Raw genomic sequence first — 17,585 nt, forward strand, 5'->3', positions numbered from 1 at the left:
CCCCGTAGGCCTCATCTATCACCACCAGCACCTCTTCGGGCAGGGCCTTAAGGAAGGCCTCCATCTCCTCCCGGCCCAGCACCGAACCCGTGGGATTGTGGGGGTGATCCAGAAAGATGATCCGGGTACGGGGGGTACAGGCCGCAAGGAAGCCTTCCAGATGATGGCGATAATCCCGCAGGGGGACCCTTTTTATCCGGGCCCCGGCGGCGGCCCCCAGTTTTTCGTACATGAGAAAGGAGGGTTCACTCATCAGGATCTCGTCCCCGGGGGATACCAGGGCCTTGATCAGGAGATCCAGCACCTCGTTGGAGCCGTTGCCCACCACCACCTTTTCCGGGTTCAGATCGAACTTCCGGGCCAGGGCTTCGGCCAGCTCTCGATTAGAGGCCTCGGGATAGCGATGCACCTGGGAGAGATAGGCCTTCATGGCCTCGATGGCCAGAGGGGAGGGCCCCAGAGGATTTTCGTTGGAGGCCAGTTTATATATGGGCCCCTGCAGCCCCAGCTCCCTGCGCACTTCCTCCAGGGATTTTCCGGGAGGATAGGGTTCCAGGGAGGCCAGCCAGGGTTTGTAGCGCATTCCTTAAAGCCCCTGTCGGGCCAGGGCCACGGCCTGATCGATCCTCTTCTGGAGTTCCGCGGGCAGCCCCTCGATCCGCACCGAGAGAAACCCCTGCACGATAAGAGAGGTGGCCTCTTCCTCGGAGAGACCCCGGGCCATGAGGTACTCTATCTCCTCCTGAGCAATCTTTCCCACCGCGGCCTCGTGCGACATGTCCACGTGGGCGTAATAGGCATCGAGCTGGGGTATGGCCTTAATGGCCCCTTCGTCGGAAAGCATGAGCCCCTGACATTCGAGATGGGCCTTGATCTGAGGAGCCCGTCCTATGAGGTGCCCCCGGGCGATGGATTCCCCGCCGGTGCTAACGCTTCGGGAGATAATTTCCGCCCGGCTGTTCGGGGCCTCGAGCGACACCACCGCCCCCAGATCCAGATAGGAATTTCGGGGGGCCACCACCACCGAGCCAAAAACCGCTCGTGCCCCCTCCCCCACCAGACGACAGACCGGCATGGATTGCACACTGGCCACCGGGTGCAGGGTAACATAGGTGGAAATATAGGTACCTTCCTCCTCCACCCTCACCCCGGTTCGCGGACGAACGTAAGTCTCATCGGCCCAGTTGTGGATCATGGTAAAGGTCAACTTCCCCTTACGTTTCACATAAAATTCGGATACCCCGATATGGAAACCCGAACGCACCCCGGGATGGGTGGTACAGGCGGTGATGAGATTGAGTTCCGCTCCCTCCTCCACGATGATGAGGTTATGGACCTTCTGGACCACCCCCGGCGTCCGGATGTAAAGACAGGTCTGCACGGGATAGACCAGCCGCACCCCCGGAAGGACCCGAATAAAATACCCGTCATCCAGATCCTCATCGGTGGCCCGGGTGTACTCGTCTTTGTCCCGATCCACCGTCTTCCACCAGTATTCCTCTATCCAATCGTATTTCCGCAGGGCCTCGGTTATGGGAAGGAGTTCCAGACCCTCGGGAAGGGTTCGACAGTGGACCACCCGGGCGTCGGCCTGGAAGAATTCTCCCTCGCGCGGGGCCTCGGGTTCTATCCCTACCTCTTTAAGCCGGGCCCATTCCTCCGGGGAAAGCTCCTCCAGAGAGCGGGGAATACGACCCTCTTTGGCCGGACGAAAATCCTCTATCCTGGGTCTTATTCTTCTATCCTTCTCAGACATGATATGCACTCCTCATAGCCGTGTTTTTGGATTCCCTCAAAGATCTCCTGCGGATTACCCTGACAGTAGATGGTGCCGTCTATCATTACGTAACCGAGATCCGCGGGCACGAATTGAAGGATAAAACCGGTATGGGTAATGATGAGCCCGCTTTTGGTGCGCGGCCGATGGGTATCCTTCTGCAGAAGCCGCCGGATCATCCGCCCGATGACCTGAAGGTTCTCCATATCCACACCGGATTCCGGCTCATCCAGAAGAACCAGGTCCGGATCCTGGATCAGGAGTTGTAAAAGCTCGCTCTTTTTCAATTCCCCCCCGGAAAAACCCCGGTTTACGTCCCGGTCCAGAAACCCCTCAAAACCGAACTCCCGGGCCAGTTCCTCGATCCGGATCCCGTTGTCCTTGGCACATAACTTGAGCATCTCCCTCAATTTTACCCCCCGAATGGTGGGAGGACGCTGAAACATGATCCCGATGCCCCGCTTGGCCCGTTCATAAGGGGGAAGGGAGGTGATGTCTTCGCCCTTAAAAAGGATCTGGCCGTGACGAACCTTATAGGCCGGAAACCCCATTATGGTCATAAGGAGGGTGGTCTTGCCGGAACCGTTGCGCCCGAAAAGCGCATGGGTCTCCCCCCGCGGCAGAACCAGATTCACCCCTTTGAGCACCTCCTTCCCTTCCACTTCTACCCAGAGATCCCTTACCTCCAGCCAGGGTTCCTTGCCCATCCCCATAGCTCCTTTTATTGACTTTTTATATCTACAATAGTATCTTTATCTCTGGCACAGGTCAAGTCTCTCACCTGCCCCCTCCGGGGTTCCCTTCCTCCCCGGCGAATTTTACCGGGAAATCGCTTCGCTTACACCCTTATTACCGAATCCTCGCTTCCGAAGGGATTGGGAACGTAATCATCGGCAAACCGGTCGTTTTCCCAGCAGGTTCCATCGATGAGATAACGATAGCGATACTCCCGGCCGGGCTCAAGTTCCAGGGTTACCGTCCAGTCGCCGCTTTTAAGCCTTTTCATGGGAGTGGCCTGTTGATCCCAGTGGTTAAACTCCCCAACTATATAAACCCTCTGGGCTTCCGGAGCTAGCTCCCGGGGAAGCCTGAAGGTAACCTTACATACCGGACGGGTCTTTAAGTATTGTTTTTTGATTCCGTATCTCCTTACAGATCTCCGGCTCATGACTCCCTCCTCTAGATAAAGTCTATTTCCAAATAATTAAGGTAAGGTTTGATCCTCAAAAATCCAGAAGACCCGGCCCCTTTCCTGTTTCCGGAAGGGGCTTGCCTGGATCTTGTTCCCGGGGTTTTAATGAGGGACAGGGGAGGATACCATTCGCTGGTCACGCTGGCTGGAGATAGATCTCGGGGCTCTCAGGGAAAACTTTACGGCTCTACGCAGGCTTGTTCCCGGGGAGGTCTCTTTTTTACCCATCATCAAGAGCGAGGCCTACGGACACGGTCTCCTGGAAGTAGCCAGGATCCTGGCCCGGGAAAAGATCTATGGATTCGGAATCTCCGAACCCGAGGAAGGGGAAAGATTACGGAAGGCTGGCCTGATCCTTCCCCTCCTTCTCCTTTCCGGCTTCGAGACCGACTGGCTTCCGGATTTGATCCGGCTCCGTCTCATCCCGGCCATCACCTCCCTGCGCATGCTCCGGGCAGCGGCAGAGTTCACCCGGCGCAAGGGGGTCTCCCTGGAGGTGCATCTTAAGCTGGATACCGGTATGCATCGCTACGGGATAGAACTCCGGGAAATCCCCCTCCTGTTGCAAATCCTTAAGGAAAATCCCCAATTACGCCCGGTAGGACTCATGACTCATCTGGCCTGTGCTGAAAAACCGGAGGATCCTCTCACTCACAAACAGCTCGAGACCTTCCATAGTCTCAGGGAAAAACTACAGGGCCACCTCCCCTCCCTGCGATATTTTCACGCGGCCAATTCCGCGGGGATCATCTTTCTGCGCGGGGCCGGAGGCAACCTGGTCCGTCCGGGGATCTCCCTTTACGGAAGCTACCCCTCTTTTCGGGCCCGAGCCCGTGTTAAACTAAAACCGGTCATGACCCTTAAGAGCCGAATTCTGGAACTCCGGGAATTACCAGCCGGGGAGGCCCTGGGATACGGCCCCCTCTACCGGGCCCCCAGCCGAAGACGTATAGCCCTGGTTCCGGTGGGCTACGACGATGGCTACCCCCGCAGCTTGAGCAACAAGGGTTTCGCCTGGGTTCGGGGACGGAGGGTGCCCGTGGTGGGGGCCGTATCCATGCGGTGTCTCACCCTGGATGTAACCGAGGTGGAGGGAATACAGCCCGGAGAGGAGATTATCCTCCTAGGAGGCCCCAGGGAGGAAGTCCCGGTGGACGAACTCGCCGATCTCGCCGGCACCATCAGTTACGAACTCCTCTGTGCTCTGGGGCGTCGAATTCCCAGGATGTATCGAGATGTTTAACATCGGTTTTCCGGAAATGGTGGTCATTTTCCTGGTGGCCCTGGTGGTGCTGGGGCCGGAGAAGCTTCCCGAGCTGGGAAGGGCTCTGGCCCGGTTAACCGTGGAATTCCGCCGGGCCACCGAGGAACTTAAACGCGAACTGGCGCTGGATGAAATCGAGGAAACCCGCGAAGAGTGGCAAAAGATGAAAAAGGAACTCAAGGAGCCGCTGGAGGATGCTTCCTCATCGGGATCTTCCCCGTCTTCCTCTTGAAGTTCACCTGGCTGAACTGAGAAAACGCCTCCTGGTTACTATCTCGGTTCTTTTCTTCCTCTGGTGTCTCCTTTTCGTACTCTTTCCCCATCTCACCCCTTTTCTCCTCTGGCCTTATCGTCGGGCCATGGGACAGGGGAAGATCCCCCTGGTGTTTACCACCCTTCCCGAGGGCATCATGGCCGCCCTCAAGGCCACCTTCTTCCTGGCTCTTATTCTCACTCTTCCCCTGGCCATCTATCAGGGCTGGAGCTATATCTCACCGGGCCTCTATCCCCAGGAAAAACGGGTGGGAAAAAGACTCCTTATTCTCTCTTTCTTCCTGATGCTCTTCGGTCTGGCCCTGGGATACTTCGTTTGGCTTCCGGTCCTGCTTCACTTCTTTCTGAGCTTCGGTTACGCCCATTTCGAGGCCAACCTTCGGGTCCAGAATTACCTCGCCTTTCTGGGAAAAACCCTTCTGGTCTCGACCCTGGTGGCCGAAATTCCCCTGGGAGTGGCCCTCCTGGTCAAGGTCAAGGTCCTCTCCCGCGGCCTTTTCTCCCGCAAAAAATGGTATTTCCTGGGGGGCATCTATCTTCTGGCCCTCTTTCTGGTCCCCGGAGACTTTCTTTCCCAGATACTCCTTTTTCTGAGTTTTTACGTTCTTCTGGAATTGGGTTTTGTTTTAGCTAAAATATTTTAAAAAAATATGAAAATCGGTCTTAACTGTCCCCAAGTAACCGGAAAAAGCTTAGAAAACCTTTTAAGGCCTTTGACCCGGACCCTGCCTCAGAGTATATTATCTAAAAACCGAAAAAGGAGGAGGATTATGCGTAAATGGGTCGTTATGTTGGGTGTGATGGGGTTAATTTTGGGTGTTTACGGAGTAGGCACGGGGAGCTGTAACGAAGGGCCCAAGGTAATCAAATTACCCGCCCCCAAGATGGCCCACACCACGGTGGTCTTCCCTCACTGGATGCACCAGAACGTACTTAAGGGAAACTGCGGTGAGTGCCATCATAGCCGCACCGCGGACTGGAAACAGGTTCCCTATAAGAAGGGGATGAAGATCCAGAAGTGTGAGACCTGTCATAACAAGCAGCATCCCAATCCCAAACTGCGGAGTGTAAAGAATGCCATGCACATCAACTGCCGGGGCTGCCACAAGGCCATGAAGAAGGAAGGCAAGAAGACCGGCCCCACCGCCTGTTTCGGATGCCATAAGAAGAAGTAAGCATCCCTTTCTCTAAGGTCTCCTTTGAAGGGGGGGTTATCCCCCCTTTTTCTTTGAAGTGCAAATAATCCCTTCCACTTGTTCAGATCCCGAAGAGCGTGTTAAATTGTTACTAAGAACTTCATAGATCCTATCAGGGAGGGCTTATGGCTGACCGCTTAAAGAAGATGATCCCGGAAAAGGACGAGCCGGTATTTCCTATCGGGGTGGCGGCCAAGATCCTGGGTGTAAATCCCAGAACCCTCAAAATCTACGAACAGGAAGGGCTGGTTAAACCGGTAAAAAAGGGCAATAAACGTTATTTTTCCTATAACGATATCGAGTGGCTCAAGTGCCTGCGTTCCTTTATCCATGAGGAAGGTATCAGCATTCCCGGCATCAAAAAACTTCTGGAATTAACCCCCTGCTGGGTGATCAAGAATTGTCCGGAGGAAGTCCGGAAGGAATGCACCGCCTATCGCGACCGCACCAAGCCCTGCTGGCAGCTGGTCAACTCCACCTGCAAGAAAATGGAAAAGTGTGAGACCTGCGAGATCTACCTGCGGGACAAGGAATATCTCCTCCGCAAGGAGGACAAAAAGGCCTCCTGAGCCGCCCGAAGGTTCTTAACTTATTGGCCCTGAGGAGGCACCGGGAGAGGCGGAGGGGTGGGTAGTTTTTCCTGGGGCTTGGTCTTTTCCACCACCGGGGCCTTTTCCATGAGAGAGGCCTTGTTCCGCTGGGCGGCAAGGTAGGTCAGAAAGATGGAATTGGCGAAAAAGAGGATGGCCAGCAGGGCCGTGACCTTGTTCAGAAAGGTACCCGGCCCGGCCCCGCCGAAAATGGCCTGACTCCCGGTGAAAACCGCCCCCACCTCTGAACCCTTTCCCACATTGACCAGCACAATGGCGATAAGAAAAAGGGCCAGAATAACCTGAATCACCACCAACACGGTAAACATAAAGCCGGCCTCCTCTTAAGATCGCCAGAGATTATTACCCCTTTTCCGGAAGGCTGACAAGGGTGAACGATCAGAACACGCTTCCCATAACCGCATGGAGGAGAGAACCCGGATACAATCCGATAACCAGCACTCCCAGGGCCGAGATTCCCAGCGCCGCCCAGAGGGAAAGAGAAAACGCCGGCCGGAGCTCACGTTCGGGCTCCCGCATATACATGAACATCACGATGCGCAGATAGGGATAGGCAGCGATAACACTGGCCAGCACCGCCAACACCGCCAGCCAGGGATGCCCGGCATGCACCACGGAACGGAAAAGATAAAACTTCCCCATAAAACCGGCCGTGGGAGGGATTCCAGTGAGGGAAAACATGAAAAGAAGCATCAGGAGCGCCGGGAAGGGATAGAGTCTGGCCAGACCCTGATAGTCGTAAATGCTTTCTCCTACCCCGCCTTCCCGCTGAAGCAGGGTAACTATACCGAAGGCCCCGATGTTCATGAAGGCGTAGATAAGGAGATAGAGCAGCACCGCCGAAAGCCCCTCCCGCGTCCCGGCGGCGATTCCCAGAAGGATATAGCCGGCATGAGCCACCGAGGAGTAAGCCAGCATGCGTTTGATGTTGGTTTGAACCACGGCCAGGATATTCCCCACAAACATGGTCAGCACGGCAAAAGGTACCAGTAATTTGATCCACATGGGATGGGCCGAGGCAAAGGCCAGCAGGAAGATCCGCCCCAGAGCCGCAAATCCTGCCGCCTTGGCCGCCACGGACATAAAGGCCGTAACCGGGGTGGGAGCCCCCTCGTAGGCATCCGGGGCCCACATGTGAAAGGGGACCATGGCCACCTTAAACCCCAGGGCCACCAGGAAAAAGGCGATCCCCGCCAGCACCGCCGGATCAACGGACAGGTGTTGATGAATCTTGGCCAGGAAAAGGGTCCCGGTACGACCGTAAATTATCGCCAGCCCCAGGATCAGAAAGGCCGAAGCCAGCGAACCCAGCAGGAAATACTTGAGCCCGCCCTCAAGGCCCCGGGGATCCTTCCAATCCACAGCTACCAGTACATAGATGGAAAGGCTCATCAACTCCAGCCCGATATAAATGAGCAGAAGATCCGTACCCGAGGCCATCAGCATCATGCCACAGACCGCAAAATATAAGAGTCCGTAGTATTCCCCGAAATGAAACCCCCTCCGCCGGGCATAGACCGGAGAAATCAGAATACTCAAAAACAGGCTCAGGAGAAAAATGGTCTTGAGAAAAAAGCCATAATGGTCCGCGGTGTAACTCTCTCCAAAGGAAATGCCCAGACTGGTGCGACACAACCACCAGGCCACCAGGGTCCCTAAAAGGGCCGTCCAGAAAAAGAAATCCTTGGCCCGAATGGCCCGATCGAACAGAACCATGAACGAAGCCACCAGCACCAGAAAGATTTCCGGGGCGAGAGCCTTGAAATTAAGCAAAGAGAATGGCATGGAGCCCCTCCTTTATAAGCTGAGTTATGGAAGTGACCGGACCGGCAGCCTGCACATGCTGAAGCAACCCGTTAACCGAGGGATGCATAAAGGAAAGGAAGGACTTGGGATAAATCCCGATCCAGAGCACCAGGATGAGCATGGGAAGCAAGGATACAAGTTCCCGCAGCTTCATCTCCGGAAGTCCGGCAATGTTGGGGTTGACCTTCTGACAGAAGACCCTCTGATACAACCAGAGCATATAGCAGGCCCCCAGAATGACCCCGGTGGCCGCAAACACCGTGGCCCACTTCTTGGCCTGAAAAGTCCCCAGAAGGATCAAGAATTCACCGATAAATCCGTTGGTGCCGGGTAACCCGATGGAGGCCATGGTGAAGACCATGAAAAAGGCCGCATAAATGGGCATCACCGTGGCCAGCCCCCCGTAATAGGAAATCTCACGGCTATGCGTACGATCATAGACGATCCCTACACACATAAAGAGGGCCCCGGTAACCACCCCGTGGTTAATCATCTGGAGGATAGCCCCCTCCACCCCGTTGGCAGTAAGGGAAAAGATCCCCAGGGTCACAAACCCCATGTGACTCACCGAACTATAGGCAATGAGGCGCTTGAGATCGGTCTGAGCCAGACAGGCCAGAGCCCCGTAAATAATGGCAATAATGGAAAGCACCAGCATGGGCACCGCCAGGGCCAGGGTGGCCTTAGGGAAAAAGCTGAGAGAGAAGCGCAGGAATCCGTAGGCCCCCATCTTGATGAGGATCCCGGCCAGGATAACCGAGCCGGCGGTGGGAGCCTCGGTGTGGGCATCCGGCAACCAGGTATGCACCGGCCACATAGGAACCTTTACCGCAAAGGCCGCAAAGAAGGCCAGGAAAAGCAGGACCTGTAAACCGTAGGGGAGCCCCATGCGCATGAGGGTGGGGACCTCGAAGGTCCCGATCTTGAGATAGATCACGATGATACCGATGAGCATTAAGACCGAGCCCAGCAGGGTATAGAGCACGAACTTTATGGTGGCATAGAGGCGACGCGGACCTCCCCAGATCCCGATAATGAGATACATGGGAATGAGCATGGCCTCCCAGAAGACGTAGAAGAGCAGGAGATCCAGGGCACAAAATACCCCGATCATGGCCGCCGAGGTGAGGAGCAGCGCGATATAAAACTCCTTAACCTTATCGGTTATGGATTCCCAGGAAATGAGGATACACAGGACGGTAATAAGAGCGGAAAGCAGGATAAACAATACACTTATCCCATCCACTCCCAGGAAATAATGCGCTCCCAGGGCCTTTATCCAGGTGTGTTTTTCCACAAACTGAAAACCGGAAAAATGCCGATCGAAATGGAACCAGAGCGGAAGGCTCACCGCGAAATCCGCCAGGGCCACGAGCAGGGCCACTATCTTGATCAGGGCTTCCTGACTTCGGGGAATCACAAAGAGAAGGGCCGCCCCTGCTACCGGCAACCATATAATCAACGAAAGCAACGGAAAATCAGCCAACCTGAGATCCACCATAGGCCCCACCCCACTCTAAAAGTAATAGTGTAACAATATAAAGAGCGCCAGAGCCCCGAAAGCGATAAAAAGGGCATAATACTGGACCACCCCGGACTGGAACCTCCGAAGCCCGCTTCCCACCACTCGCACCGTAGCCGGAAGTCCGTTCACCGTGCCCTCAATGACAAAGGTATCCACAATCAGACCCACAAAGGTTTCCGCCACCCACAGGGTGGGTCTGACAATCAGATAATAATAAATCTCATCCCAGTACCATTTCCGGTAGAGATACCGGTAGAAATGCGGAACCCGGCGCGGCAGAAGGGTCTGAAGCGAGGGCTTCTTGATATAGACCAGCCAGGCCAGCCCGATCCCCAGAAGACCGGCCAGGACCGAAATGCTCATAAGTAAAAACTCCAGTGTCTTCTCCGAAAGAGCCATCCCCTCCGGTACGTGTACCTCCGGATGCCCCAGAACCGGAGCCATAAACCGCGCAAAGTGATTGCTTCCCCCCAGGACCTCCGGAATCCCTACCCATCCGGAAAATACCGCCCCGATGGCGATCAACATCAGGGGGATAGTCATTACCCAGGGAGACTCATGAGGTTCCTTCCCGTGAAGGACCTCCCGCCCGCGGAATTCCCCGTGAAAGGCCATAAAAACCACCCGGAAGGAATAAAAAGCGGTAAGAAAGGCCACAAAGGTCCCCACAAACCATACCCATCGACCCCAGGGATAGGCGGAAAAGAAGGCCGAAGCCAGAATCTCGTCCTTACTGAAGAAGCCCGCAAAACCGGGAATACCCGAGATGGAAAGAGAAGCAATGAGGAAGGTCCAGTAGGTGATGGGCATGTATCGCTTCAACCCGCCCATGTAACGCATATCGTTGGGATCCGGGGCATGGTGCATGATATGAATCACACTTCCGGCCCCCAGAAAGAGAAGGGCCTTAAAATAAGCGTGCGTGAAAAGATGGAACATACCCGCCGCAAAGGCCCCCACCCCGCAGGCCATGAACATATAACCCAGCTGCGAGAGGGTGGAATAGGCGATCACCCGCTTGATGTCGAACTGAGTGGGCGCAATGGTGGCGGCCATGAAACAGGTAATGGTACCGGCTGCGGCCACCACCGCCATGGCCACCGGGGACAATTCAAAAATGGAATGACAGCGGGCCACCATGAAGACCCCGGCGGTAACCATGGTGGCAGCGTGGATAAGGGCCGAAACCGGCGTAGGACCCTCCATGGCATCCGGCAACCAGACGTGAAGCGGAAACTGAGCACTCTTACCCAGCGCCCCGCAGAAAAGAAGCAGCGCAATCAGAGTGGGCACCGCCACCGAATGCCCCAGCAGATTCAGCCGGGCATGCGCGATCTCATGTACCCGGGCAAAGACATCCTGATAGTAAAGGCTCCCGAAGAAGACAAAGACCAGAAAGACCCCCAGGGCGAATCCGAAATCACCGAAACGGTTGACAATAAAGGCCTTCTTGGCCGCATCGGCCGCGCTCTTTTTCTCGTACCAGAACCCGATGAGGAGATAGGAACATAAACCCACCGCCTCCCAGCCGAAATAGAGCTGGAGGAAATTGTTGGCCGAAACCAGCATCAACATGGAAAAGGTAAAGAGAGAGATGTAGGAGAAGAATCGATAATATCCCGGATCATCGGCCATATAACCGATGGAATAGACGTGGATAAGAAAGGAAAGAGAGGTAACCATGGCCAGCATCATGGCCGAGAGCGGATCGATCTGAAATCCCACCCCCACTTTGATCCCGGAGGCCGCCATCCAGGTGAAAAGATCAAAATTGGCCCAGGTACCGTGAATCACCGCCCAGAGGACCTTAAGGGAAAGGAGAAAAGACCCGAAAACCGCCAGACAGGGGAGCCAGTGGGCCTTATCCCTGATGTACCGCCGCCCGAAAAGGAGGGTGATCACCGAAGCCAGTAAGGGTAAACCCGGAACCCAGACTACATAATGTAGGGCCTCGCTCGCGTATCTAGCGGTTTCCGCATGCATAGCTCTACCCCTTAAGCATCTTTACTTCGTCCAGATGTACCTCACGAAAACGTTTATAAATGAGAACCACCAGGGAAAGACCGATAGCCGCCTCCGCTGCAGCTACGGCGATTACAAAAAAGACCACGATGTGTCCGGTAACATCCTCCAGGGCCGTCCCCAGAGCGGTCAGGGCTATATTGACCGCGTTAAGCATGAGCTCCACACACAGGAGCACAATGATCACGTTCCGACGGCTTACAAAGCCAAACAACCCCACCGCAAAAAGGGCCAGCGCCAGATAAAGGTACCACTGCAAGGGTATCATCGCCCCTCCTCCCTGATGCGTCTTACTAAAACCACCGCTCCGAGTACAGCCACCAGCAACAGGACTCCGGCGGCCTCAAAGGCCAGGACATATTCCCGAAATAGATGTTCGCCCAGGATCCGGGTATGTCCCTGAGCGAGAAGAGCCCCCGCGGTAAGGATCCCCTTGGGAGGTGCCGGCCGAAAACCCGAAAGCGCCGCTCCGGAAAGGGCCAGAAGGAACAGAATGGCCAAAAAGGCCAGAGGATAAGCACTCAGGAAGCGAGGCCAGGTAATCTCCTCCCGCAGATTGATGAGATAGACCACAAAGAGGAAGAGGACCAGGACCGCACCGGCATATACAATGATCTGGATAGCCGCCAGAAACTCCGCCTGCAGGGTCAGGAAAAGCACCGCCTGGTGCAGGAAAAGCACCAGACTCCAGAGTACGGCCTTGACCGCGTTCCGCGAAAAAACCACCAGCAGGGCCGAAACCAGTATGGCTAATGCCAGATACCCGAAAACCAGCTTCTCCATACCCTATACCCCCTCGGCCTTCCTTTTCGGGGCCGGGAGCATCTTCTCCGGCACACCCCTGGGTTTCCAGTAAGGATTGAAATAGGGACGCTTCTGAGTGGTTAAAAACTCGTCCCAGTTGGCCAGGAGCCGCTCCTTATCGAAGTAAAGATCCTCCCGCCGGTAGCCCACATATTCGTAAAATTCCGTAAGCACAATGGCGTTTACCGGACATACCTCCTCACAATATCCGCAGAACACACAACGCAAGGCCTCCACCTCGTAGCGCTTGACCACCATACGTTTGGTCTCGGGATCGCGCTCGGTCTCGATATAAATACATCTGGAAGGACAAACCTTGGCACACCTTAAACAGCCGATGCACCTCTCGCGCCCGGTATTCGGGTCTCTTACCAGGGCATGTCGCCCCCGGAACCCCGGAGCCACCGGCTTGCGCTCCTCCGGGTACTGGACCGTAACCGGACGGGAAAACATCTTGCGCAGCGTAAGCCAGAGACCCTTGGCTATCTCGGTAAGGAATATGGTTCTGATCGGATTCATTCCCGCTCTCCTACCACCAAAGCTTTAACCCTCCGGTGATCACAATATTGAGCAAGGCCAGAGGAATGAGTACCTTCCATCCCAACCCCATGAGCTGATCGTATCGATAACGGGGTAAGGTGGCCCGCACCCAGATATAGAAGAAAAGCAGGGCATAGAGCTTGATCAGGAACCAGAAGAAAGGCAGCCCGGGCACCTCGAAGGGACCGGCCCACCCCCCCAGGAAACAGGTTACCGCCACTGCACTCATAACCACCATGCCGAAGTATTCGGCCAGATAGAACAGAGCAAAGCGAATGGCACTGTATTCCACAAAATATCCGGCTACCAGCTCGGTTTCCGCCTCGGGGAGATCAAAGGGAACCCGGTTGGTCTCGGCAATGGCCGAAACCATGAAAACAAAGAAACCGATGATCTGGGGAAGGGCATAAATCTTAAAAGGGCTGGAGATCTGGGCCTTCACGATCTCGGAAAGGTTCATGGACCCGGCCATAAGCATGACCCCTACCAGGGAGAGGGCCATGGCCACCTCGTAACTCACCACCTGCGCCGAGGCCCGCAACCCCCCCAGAAAAGCATAACGCGAATTGGAAGACCACCCGGCCAGGATCACCCCGTAAGAGGAAAGCGAACTCAGGGCCAGGATCACCAGAAGCCCCACGTTTACATCCGCCAGCACAAAACGGTTCCAGATCGGAATTACCGCCAGACTGGTCGCCCCGGCCACCAGGGAAATAAAAGGAGCCAGGTAAAAAAGCCCCTTGTCCGCCCCCAGAGGAACAATGTCTTCCTTGGCCAGAAGCTTTACCACGTCGGCGATGGGCTGAAGCAACCCCCGGGGCCCCACCCGGTTCGGCCCCAGTCGCTGCTGCATGTGCCCGATAACCTTTCGCTCCGCATAGGTGGTATAGGCCACGTGCAGGAGGGCCACCACCAGCAGGACCAGAGCCTCCACGATCAGGATAATCCCCGGCAGGGCCGCTTTAAGGATGGCCTCCATACTCTCCCCCCTACCGATCACATTCCCCGAGCACTACGTCCAGCGTACCGATAACGGCAATAATATCCGCCACCATATGCCCCTTTACCATCTCGGGAATAGCCGAGATATGGACAAAGGACGGAGCCCGAACCCGCACCCGCCAGGGTTTACCCGAACCATCGCTCACGATGTAGTACCCCAGCTCCCCCTTGGGGGCCTCGATGGAAACATACACCTCTCCCTCGGGAACCACCGGCACTTCCTCACCCTTGACCATGAACCCCTTTTTGGGATGGGGTACCGCCCGGGGGGCCTTCTTCTTTTCGGGCATAAGCAGATCCGGCGCCCCCTCCGCCACCACCGGCTCCCCTTCGGTCTGGGCCAGTTTGTCCAGACACTGCCGGATGATCCGGTTGGCCTGGCGCATCTCCTCCATGCGCACCCGGTACCGATCATAGGTGTCTCCGTTCTTCCCTACCGGGACCTCGAATTCCACCTCGTCGTAAGCATCGTAGGGTCGGAACTTACGCACATCGTAAGGAACCCCCGAACCCCGCAGAGACGGCCCGGTGAGCCCCATATTGAGGGCCTTCTCCGGCGGGACCACCGCAATGCCTTTGGTTCGCCGGAGCCAGATCCGGTTTACATCGATAAGGGTTTCGTAATCCGTAATTCGGGTGGGAAACTCCTCGGTAAATTGATACAGCTCGTCTATGATTTCGGAGGTGAAATCCAGCCGGACCCCTCCGATGCGAGGATAGCTTACCGTGAGCCGGGCCCCGCAGATCTTTTCATAGATATCCAGCAACCATTCACGATCCCGGAAACAATAGAGAAAGACCGTCATGGCCCCGATATCCAGGGCGTGCGTGGCCAGCCAGAGTAGATGGCTGGAGATACGGGCCATCTCACAGACGATGGTACGCAGCAAGCGAGCCCGACGGGGAACCTCCAGCCCCAGAAGCTTCTCCACCGCCAGACAGTAACCGGTATTGTTGGCTGCCGAGGAGATGTAATCCAGCCGATCGGTAAGGACCATGGCCTGGGTATAGGTCATGTTTTCGGAAAGCTTTTCCAGCCCCCGATGGAGATACCCGATGCGGGGATCACACCGGACCACGGTCTCACCGTCGAGCTCCAGATAGAGCCGCAGGACCCCGTGGGTGGAGGGATGCTGCGGCCCCATATTCACCACAAAAGGCTCCTCCCACTCGGGATGGCCTATCTTCCGGGTATAAAGTTCCAGTGTAGGCGCCATCCTAACCTCCCCTTACCCGCCGATCCCCCCATTCATAACGGGAAAGCTCCCGGGCCTTTTCCCGCAACTCGGCGTAATCCTTCCATTCCTCCTCGGGCTCCAGAGGATAATCCTTGCGCAGGGGATGACCCGACCAGTTTTCCGGCATCAAAAGACGCCGCAGATCCGGATGCCCCTCGAAACGGATCCCCAGAAGATCGTAACATTCCCTTTCGAACCAGTTAGCCACCCGCCAGATGGAGGTTACCGAAGGAACCCGGGGATCGGACTCCGGAACCGGAACCTTTATCCGGAGGAGTTCACGCCGCGAAAGGGAATAGAGATTATAAACCACCTCGAAACGTTCGGCCTTCTTCCTCTTGCCCTTCCACCCCAGATAATCCACCCCGCAAAGATCAGCCAGGTGTTTAAAGTCAAGCTCGTCGTGCAGGAAACGCATTACCTGCGGAAGGACCTCCCGGGAAACGTATATCCCGATTTGATCGGCGGTGGTCTCTTCCCCCAGGATGGCTGCCCCAAACTTTTCCTTGAGTATCTCCACCACGCTCATGACTATCTCCAGAACCCCCAGTGACCGGCCTCCCGCCGGATTTTTTCCTGCAACTTCATCAGGCCATACATCAGGGCCTCGGGACGGGGCGGACACCCCGGAATATATACATCCACCGGAAGGAATTCGTCGCATCCCTGTACCGTGGAATAGGTGCGAAAGACGCCTCCGGAGCAGGCACAACTACCCATGGCGATCACATACCGGGGCTCGGGCATCTGATCGTAAACCCGGCGCACCACCGGAGCCATCTTTTTGGTAACCGTACCGGCCACAATAAGCACGTCCGCCTGACGCGGGGAAGCCCGAAAGATGATCCCGAAGCGATCCAGATCGTGATGGCTGGCCCCGGTGGCCATCATCTCGATGGCGCAACAGGCCAGCCCGAAGGTCATGGGCCATAGAGAACCGGTTCGGGCCCAGTTAATAAGCTTGTCCAGCGGGGTGATAAAGGCCGGCGTATCCGGAATCTGCCTTACGCCAGGAGCTATCTCTACGGTGTCTTTTTCTACTCCCATTGAAAGGCCCCCCTGATCCAGGCATAGACATAGGCTACCAGCAAGAGAGCGATGAAAACGATCATCTCCACATAGGCAAAGGCCCCCAGGTGCCCAAAGGAAACCGCCCAGGGATAAAGGAACACCGCCTCCACATCGAAGACCACAAAGAGGATGGCAATGGCATAAAACTTTACCGAGAAGGGATGACGGGGTTCACCCGAAGGGGGAAGACCGCACTCATATCGCACCAGCTTCTCGGAATAAGGGCGACGTAGGGCCAGGATCTGATTGGCGATGGTCATGGAAAGACCGATAATAAAGACCAGTATGGCCAGAATAAGGATCGGCAAATACTTGGCTGCCAGTACCGTTTCCCCCACCCTACCCCTCCTTCTTGGCGGCGGCCTCTTTCTTCGGAGCCGCCTTCTTGGCCGCGGGCTTCTTGGCCGGAGGCTTCACCTCCTTCACCGCTAGCGCCTCGTTGGGACAGGCGGCCACACAATAGGGTTTTTCCCCTCCGGCTACTCGATCCTTACACAGGTCGCACTTGTTGATCTTTCCGGTGTGAGGATTGAACTCCGGCACCCCCCAGGGACAGGCATAGACGCAGTTGACACACCCCACACACAGATCCTCCACCACAAAGACCACTTCATTTTCGCGACGCATAGCCCCGGTGGGGCAAACCGCCGCACACTGGGGCCGCTTGCATTGCATACAGGAAAAATAAACAAAAGCCTTACCGGCCTTAAGAATGCGACAGTTGGAAACCCCCTGGTGGGCTTCGGCACAGGCTGAAATACAGGAAGCGCAACCGTCACATTTTTCGGAATTATGAACTACCGTGTAGGGCATGGTTTATATAAACCCAAGCCTCTAAAAAAAGTCAACCCTGAACAGCCTTTGTTCTCCAGCCTTTCGGAGAATATTTCCCCTTTTTGTGGGGTTTTTCTCCCCGGATCTAACGATCTTCCCCCCGGAGGAGGACTTCGATCTCTCCCCAGGGAAGATTCTGGATGAGAATGCATACCTGACGAAAAGAAAGGTCCAGCAAAGCCAGAAAAAGAGCGGCGATTTCCAGTTTCTCGGTAAGATGGGCCGAAAGCTCGGTAAAGGAGGTCTTTCTTTTCCGGGCTAATTCCTCCAGGACCTGACGACGCATCTTCTGAAAAAGGGGTTTGAGCCGGGTGAGTTCCAGAGGAGGTGGAGATTCTCTCTCCAGCACCCGGGCCAGGGCGAGAAGCAGTTGTTCCAGAGTTCCCTGGAGTTCGGCCGGAGGGGGATCCTCGCCCGGAGAACAAAAAAC

At 55.8% G+C, this 17,585-nt stretch carries 22 protein-coding genes and 1 pseudogene; 5 read left to right on the plus strand and 18 right to left on the minus strand.

Annotation, left to right across the window (positions count from 1 at the left end; genetic code table 11):
- From F8J34_RS08145 to F8J34_RS08160, 4 genes are all read right to left on the minus strand, one after another.
- The coding region (locus F8J34_RS08145; protein WP_297058146.1) for an aminotransferase class I/II-fold pyridoxal phosphate-dependent enzyme at positions 1 to 583 on the minus strand (583 nt) is incomplete at its 3' end.
- Between the two features lie 3 nt (positions 584 to 586).
- The gene (locus F8J34_RS08150) at positions 587 to 1,756 is read right to left on the minus strand and encodes a SufD family Fe-S cluster assembly protein (RefSeq protein ID WP_297058147.1); all 1,170 of its coding nucleotides are present in this window, start codon (positions 1,754 to 1,756) and stop codon (positions 587 to 589) included.
- Positions 1,732 to 2,484, minus strand: a complete 753-nt coding sequence (locus tag F8J34_RS08155; protein WP_297058150.1) for an ABC transporter ATP-binding protein — start codon at positions 2,482 to 2,484, stop codon at positions 1,732 to 1,734. The genes F8J34_RS08150 and F8J34_RS08155 overlap by 25 nt, the downstream gene beginning before the upstream one ends.
- Positions 2,485 to 2,615: 131 nt before the next feature.
- A complete protein-coding gene (locus tag F8J34_RS08160) occupies positions 2,616 to 2,945 on the minus strand; it encodes an isoamylase early set domain-containing protein (protein WP_297058153.1) in 330 nt (109 codons plus the stop codon).
- A 175-nt stretch (positions 2,946 to 3,120) separates the two neighbouring features.
- Between F8J34_RS08160 and alr the strand changes: the two genes are divergently transcribed.
- The 5 genes from alr to F8J34_RS08185 all read left to right on the plus strand — a co-directional run bounded on the left by alr (position 3,121) and on the right by F8J34_RS08185 (position 6,271).
- A complete protein-coding gene (gene alr / locus F8J34_RS08165) occupies positions 3,121 to 4,212 on the plus strand; it encodes an alanine racemase (RefSeq protein ID WP_297058196.1) in 1,092 nt (363 codons plus the stop codon).
- On the plus strand, positions 4,205 to 4,465 hold the full coding sequence (gene tatB / locus F8J34_RS08170; protein ID WP_297058156.1) for a Sec-independent protein translocase protein TatB: 261 nt from the start codon (positions 4,205 to 4,207) through the stop codon (positions 4,463 to 4,465). Before alr ends, tatB begins: the two co-directional genes overlap by 8 nt.
- Entirely contained in the window at positions 4,428 to 5,150 is a 723-nt protein-coding gene (tatC, locus tag F8J34_RS08175) for a twin-arginine translocase subunit TatC (RefSeq protein WP_297058157.1), read from the plus strand. Before tatB ends, tatC begins: the two co-directional genes overlap by 38 nt.
- 126 nt (positions 5,151 to 5,276) lie before the next feature.
- On the plus strand, positions 5,277 to 5,681 hold the full coding sequence (locus F8J34_RS08180) for a cytochrome c3 family protein (RefSeq protein WP_297058160.1): 405 nt from the start codon (positions 5,277 to 5,279) through the stop codon (positions 5,679 to 5,681).
- 146 nt (positions 5,682 to 5,827) lie between these two features.
- The gene (locus tag F8J34_RS08185; RefSeq protein ID WP_297058163.1) at positions 5,828 to 6,271 is read left to right on the plus strand and encodes a MerR family transcriptional regulator; all 444 of its coding nucleotides are present in this window, start codon (positions 5,828 to 5,830) and stop codon (positions 6,269 to 6,271) included.
- 20 nt (positions 6,272 to 6,291) lie between these two features.
- Here F8J34_RS08185 and secG read toward each other — a convergent pair whose 3' ends face one another.
- The 14 genes and pseudogenes from secG to F8J34_RS08255 form a co-directional block, all read right to left on the minus strand.
- On the minus strand, positions 6,292 to 6,621 hold the full coding sequence (gene secG, locus F8J34_RS08190) for a preprotein translocase subunit SecG (protein ID WP_297058166.1): 330 nt from the start codon (positions 6,619 to 6,621) through the stop codon (positions 6,292 to 6,294).
- A 70-nt stretch (positions 6,622 to 6,691) separates the two neighbouring features.
- On the minus strand, positions 6,692 to 8,098 hold the full coding sequence (locus tag F8J34_RS08195) for an NADH-quinone oxidoreductase subunit N (RefSeq protein ID WP_297058169.1): 1,407 nt from the start codon (positions 8,096 to 8,098) through the stop codon (positions 6,692 to 6,694).
- Positions 8,079 to 9,620, minus strand: a complete 1,542-nt coding sequence (locus F8J34_RS08200) for an NADH-quinone oxidoreductase subunit M (protein WP_297058172.1) — start codon at positions 9,618 to 9,620, stop codon at positions 8,079 to 8,081. Before F8J34_RS08200 ends, F8J34_RS08195 begins: the two co-directional genes overlap by 20 nt.
- Positions 9,621 to 9,635: 15 nt before the next feature.
- Positions 9,636 to 11,627: an NADH-quinone oxidoreductase subunit L gene (gene nuoL, locus F8J34_RS08205; RefSeq protein ID WP_297058175.1), complete on the minus strand. Its 1,992-nt coding sequence runs from the start codon at positions 11,625 to 11,627 to the stop codon at positions 9,636 to 9,638.
- Positions 11,628 to 11,631: 4 nt separating this feature from the next.
- The gene (nuoK, locus tag F8J34_RS08210) at positions 11,632 to 11,934 is read right to left on the minus strand and encodes an NADH-quinone oxidoreductase subunit NuoK (RefSeq protein WP_297058178.1); all 303 of its coding nucleotides are present in this window, start codon (positions 11,932 to 11,934) and stop codon (positions 11,632 to 11,634) included.
- Positions 11,931 to 12,449: an NADH-quinone oxidoreductase subunit J gene (locus F8J34_RS08215; protein ID WP_297058180.1), complete on the minus strand. Its 519-nt coding sequence runs from the start codon at positions 12,447 to 12,449 to the stop codon at positions 11,931 to 11,933. The genes nuoK and F8J34_RS08215 overlap by 4 nt, the downstream gene beginning before the upstream one ends.
- 3 nt (positions 12,450 to 12,452) lie before the next feature.
- Complete coding sequence (nuoI, locus tag F8J34_RS08220; RefSeq protein ID WP_297058183.1) at positions 12,453 to 12,989, minus strand: NADH-quinone oxidoreductase subunit NuoI; 537 nt, start codon at positions 12,987 to 12,989, stop codon at positions 12,453 to 12,455.
- Between the two features lie 10 nt (positions 12,990 to 12,999).
- A complete protein-coding gene (gene nuoH, locus F8J34_RS08225; protein ID WP_297058184.1) occupies positions 13,000 to 13,989 on the minus strand; it encodes an NADH-quinone oxidoreductase subunit NuoH in 990 nt (329 codons plus the stop codon).
- 10 nt (positions 13,990 to 13,999) lie between these two features.
- On the minus strand, positions 14,000 to 15,229 hold the full coding sequence (locus F8J34_RS08230; RefSeq protein WP_297058186.1) for an NADH-quinone oxidoreductase subunit D: 1,230 nt from the start codon (positions 15,227 to 15,229) through the stop codon (positions 14,000 to 14,002).
- Between the two features lies 1 nt (position 15,230).
- Positions 15,231 to 15,779: an NADH-quinone oxidoreductase subunit C gene (locus F8J34_RS08235; protein WP_297058187.1), complete on the minus strand. Its 549-nt coding sequence runs from the start codon at positions 15,777 to 15,779 to the stop codon at positions 15,231 to 15,233.
- Positions 15,780 to 15,781: 2 nt separating this feature from the next.
- Complete coding sequence (locus F8J34_RS08240) at positions 15,782 to 16,297, minus strand: NADH-quinone oxidoreductase subunit B family protein (RefSeq protein ID WP_363315435.1); 516 nt, start codon at positions 16,295 to 16,297, stop codon at positions 15,782 to 15,784.
- Complete coding sequence (locus F8J34_RS08245; RefSeq protein ID WP_297058189.1) at positions 16,288 to 16,659, minus strand: NADH-quinone oxidoreductase subunit A; 372 nt, start codon at positions 16,657 to 16,659, stop codon at positions 16,288 to 16,290. The genes F8J34_RS08240 and F8J34_RS08245 overlap by 10 nt, the downstream gene beginning before the upstream one ends.
- 1 nt (position 16,660) lies before the next feature.
- On the minus strand, positions 16,661 to 17,134 hold the full coding sequence (locus F8J34_RS08250) for a 4Fe-4S dicluster domain-containing protein (RefSeq protein ID WP_297058191.1): 474 nt from the start codon (positions 17,132 to 17,134) through the stop codon (positions 16,661 to 16,663).
- 106 nt (positions 17,135 to 17,240) lie between these two features.
- Positions 17,241 to 17,585, minus strand: a pseudogene (locus F8J34_RS08255) (hypothetical protein); the annotation flags it as partial.

It is taken from the genome of Thermosulfurimonas sp. (assembly GCF_015491435.1).
Lineage (GTDB): Bacteria > Desulfobacterota > Thermodesulfobacteria > Thermodesulfobacteriales > Thermodesulfobacteriaceae > Thermosulfurimonas_A.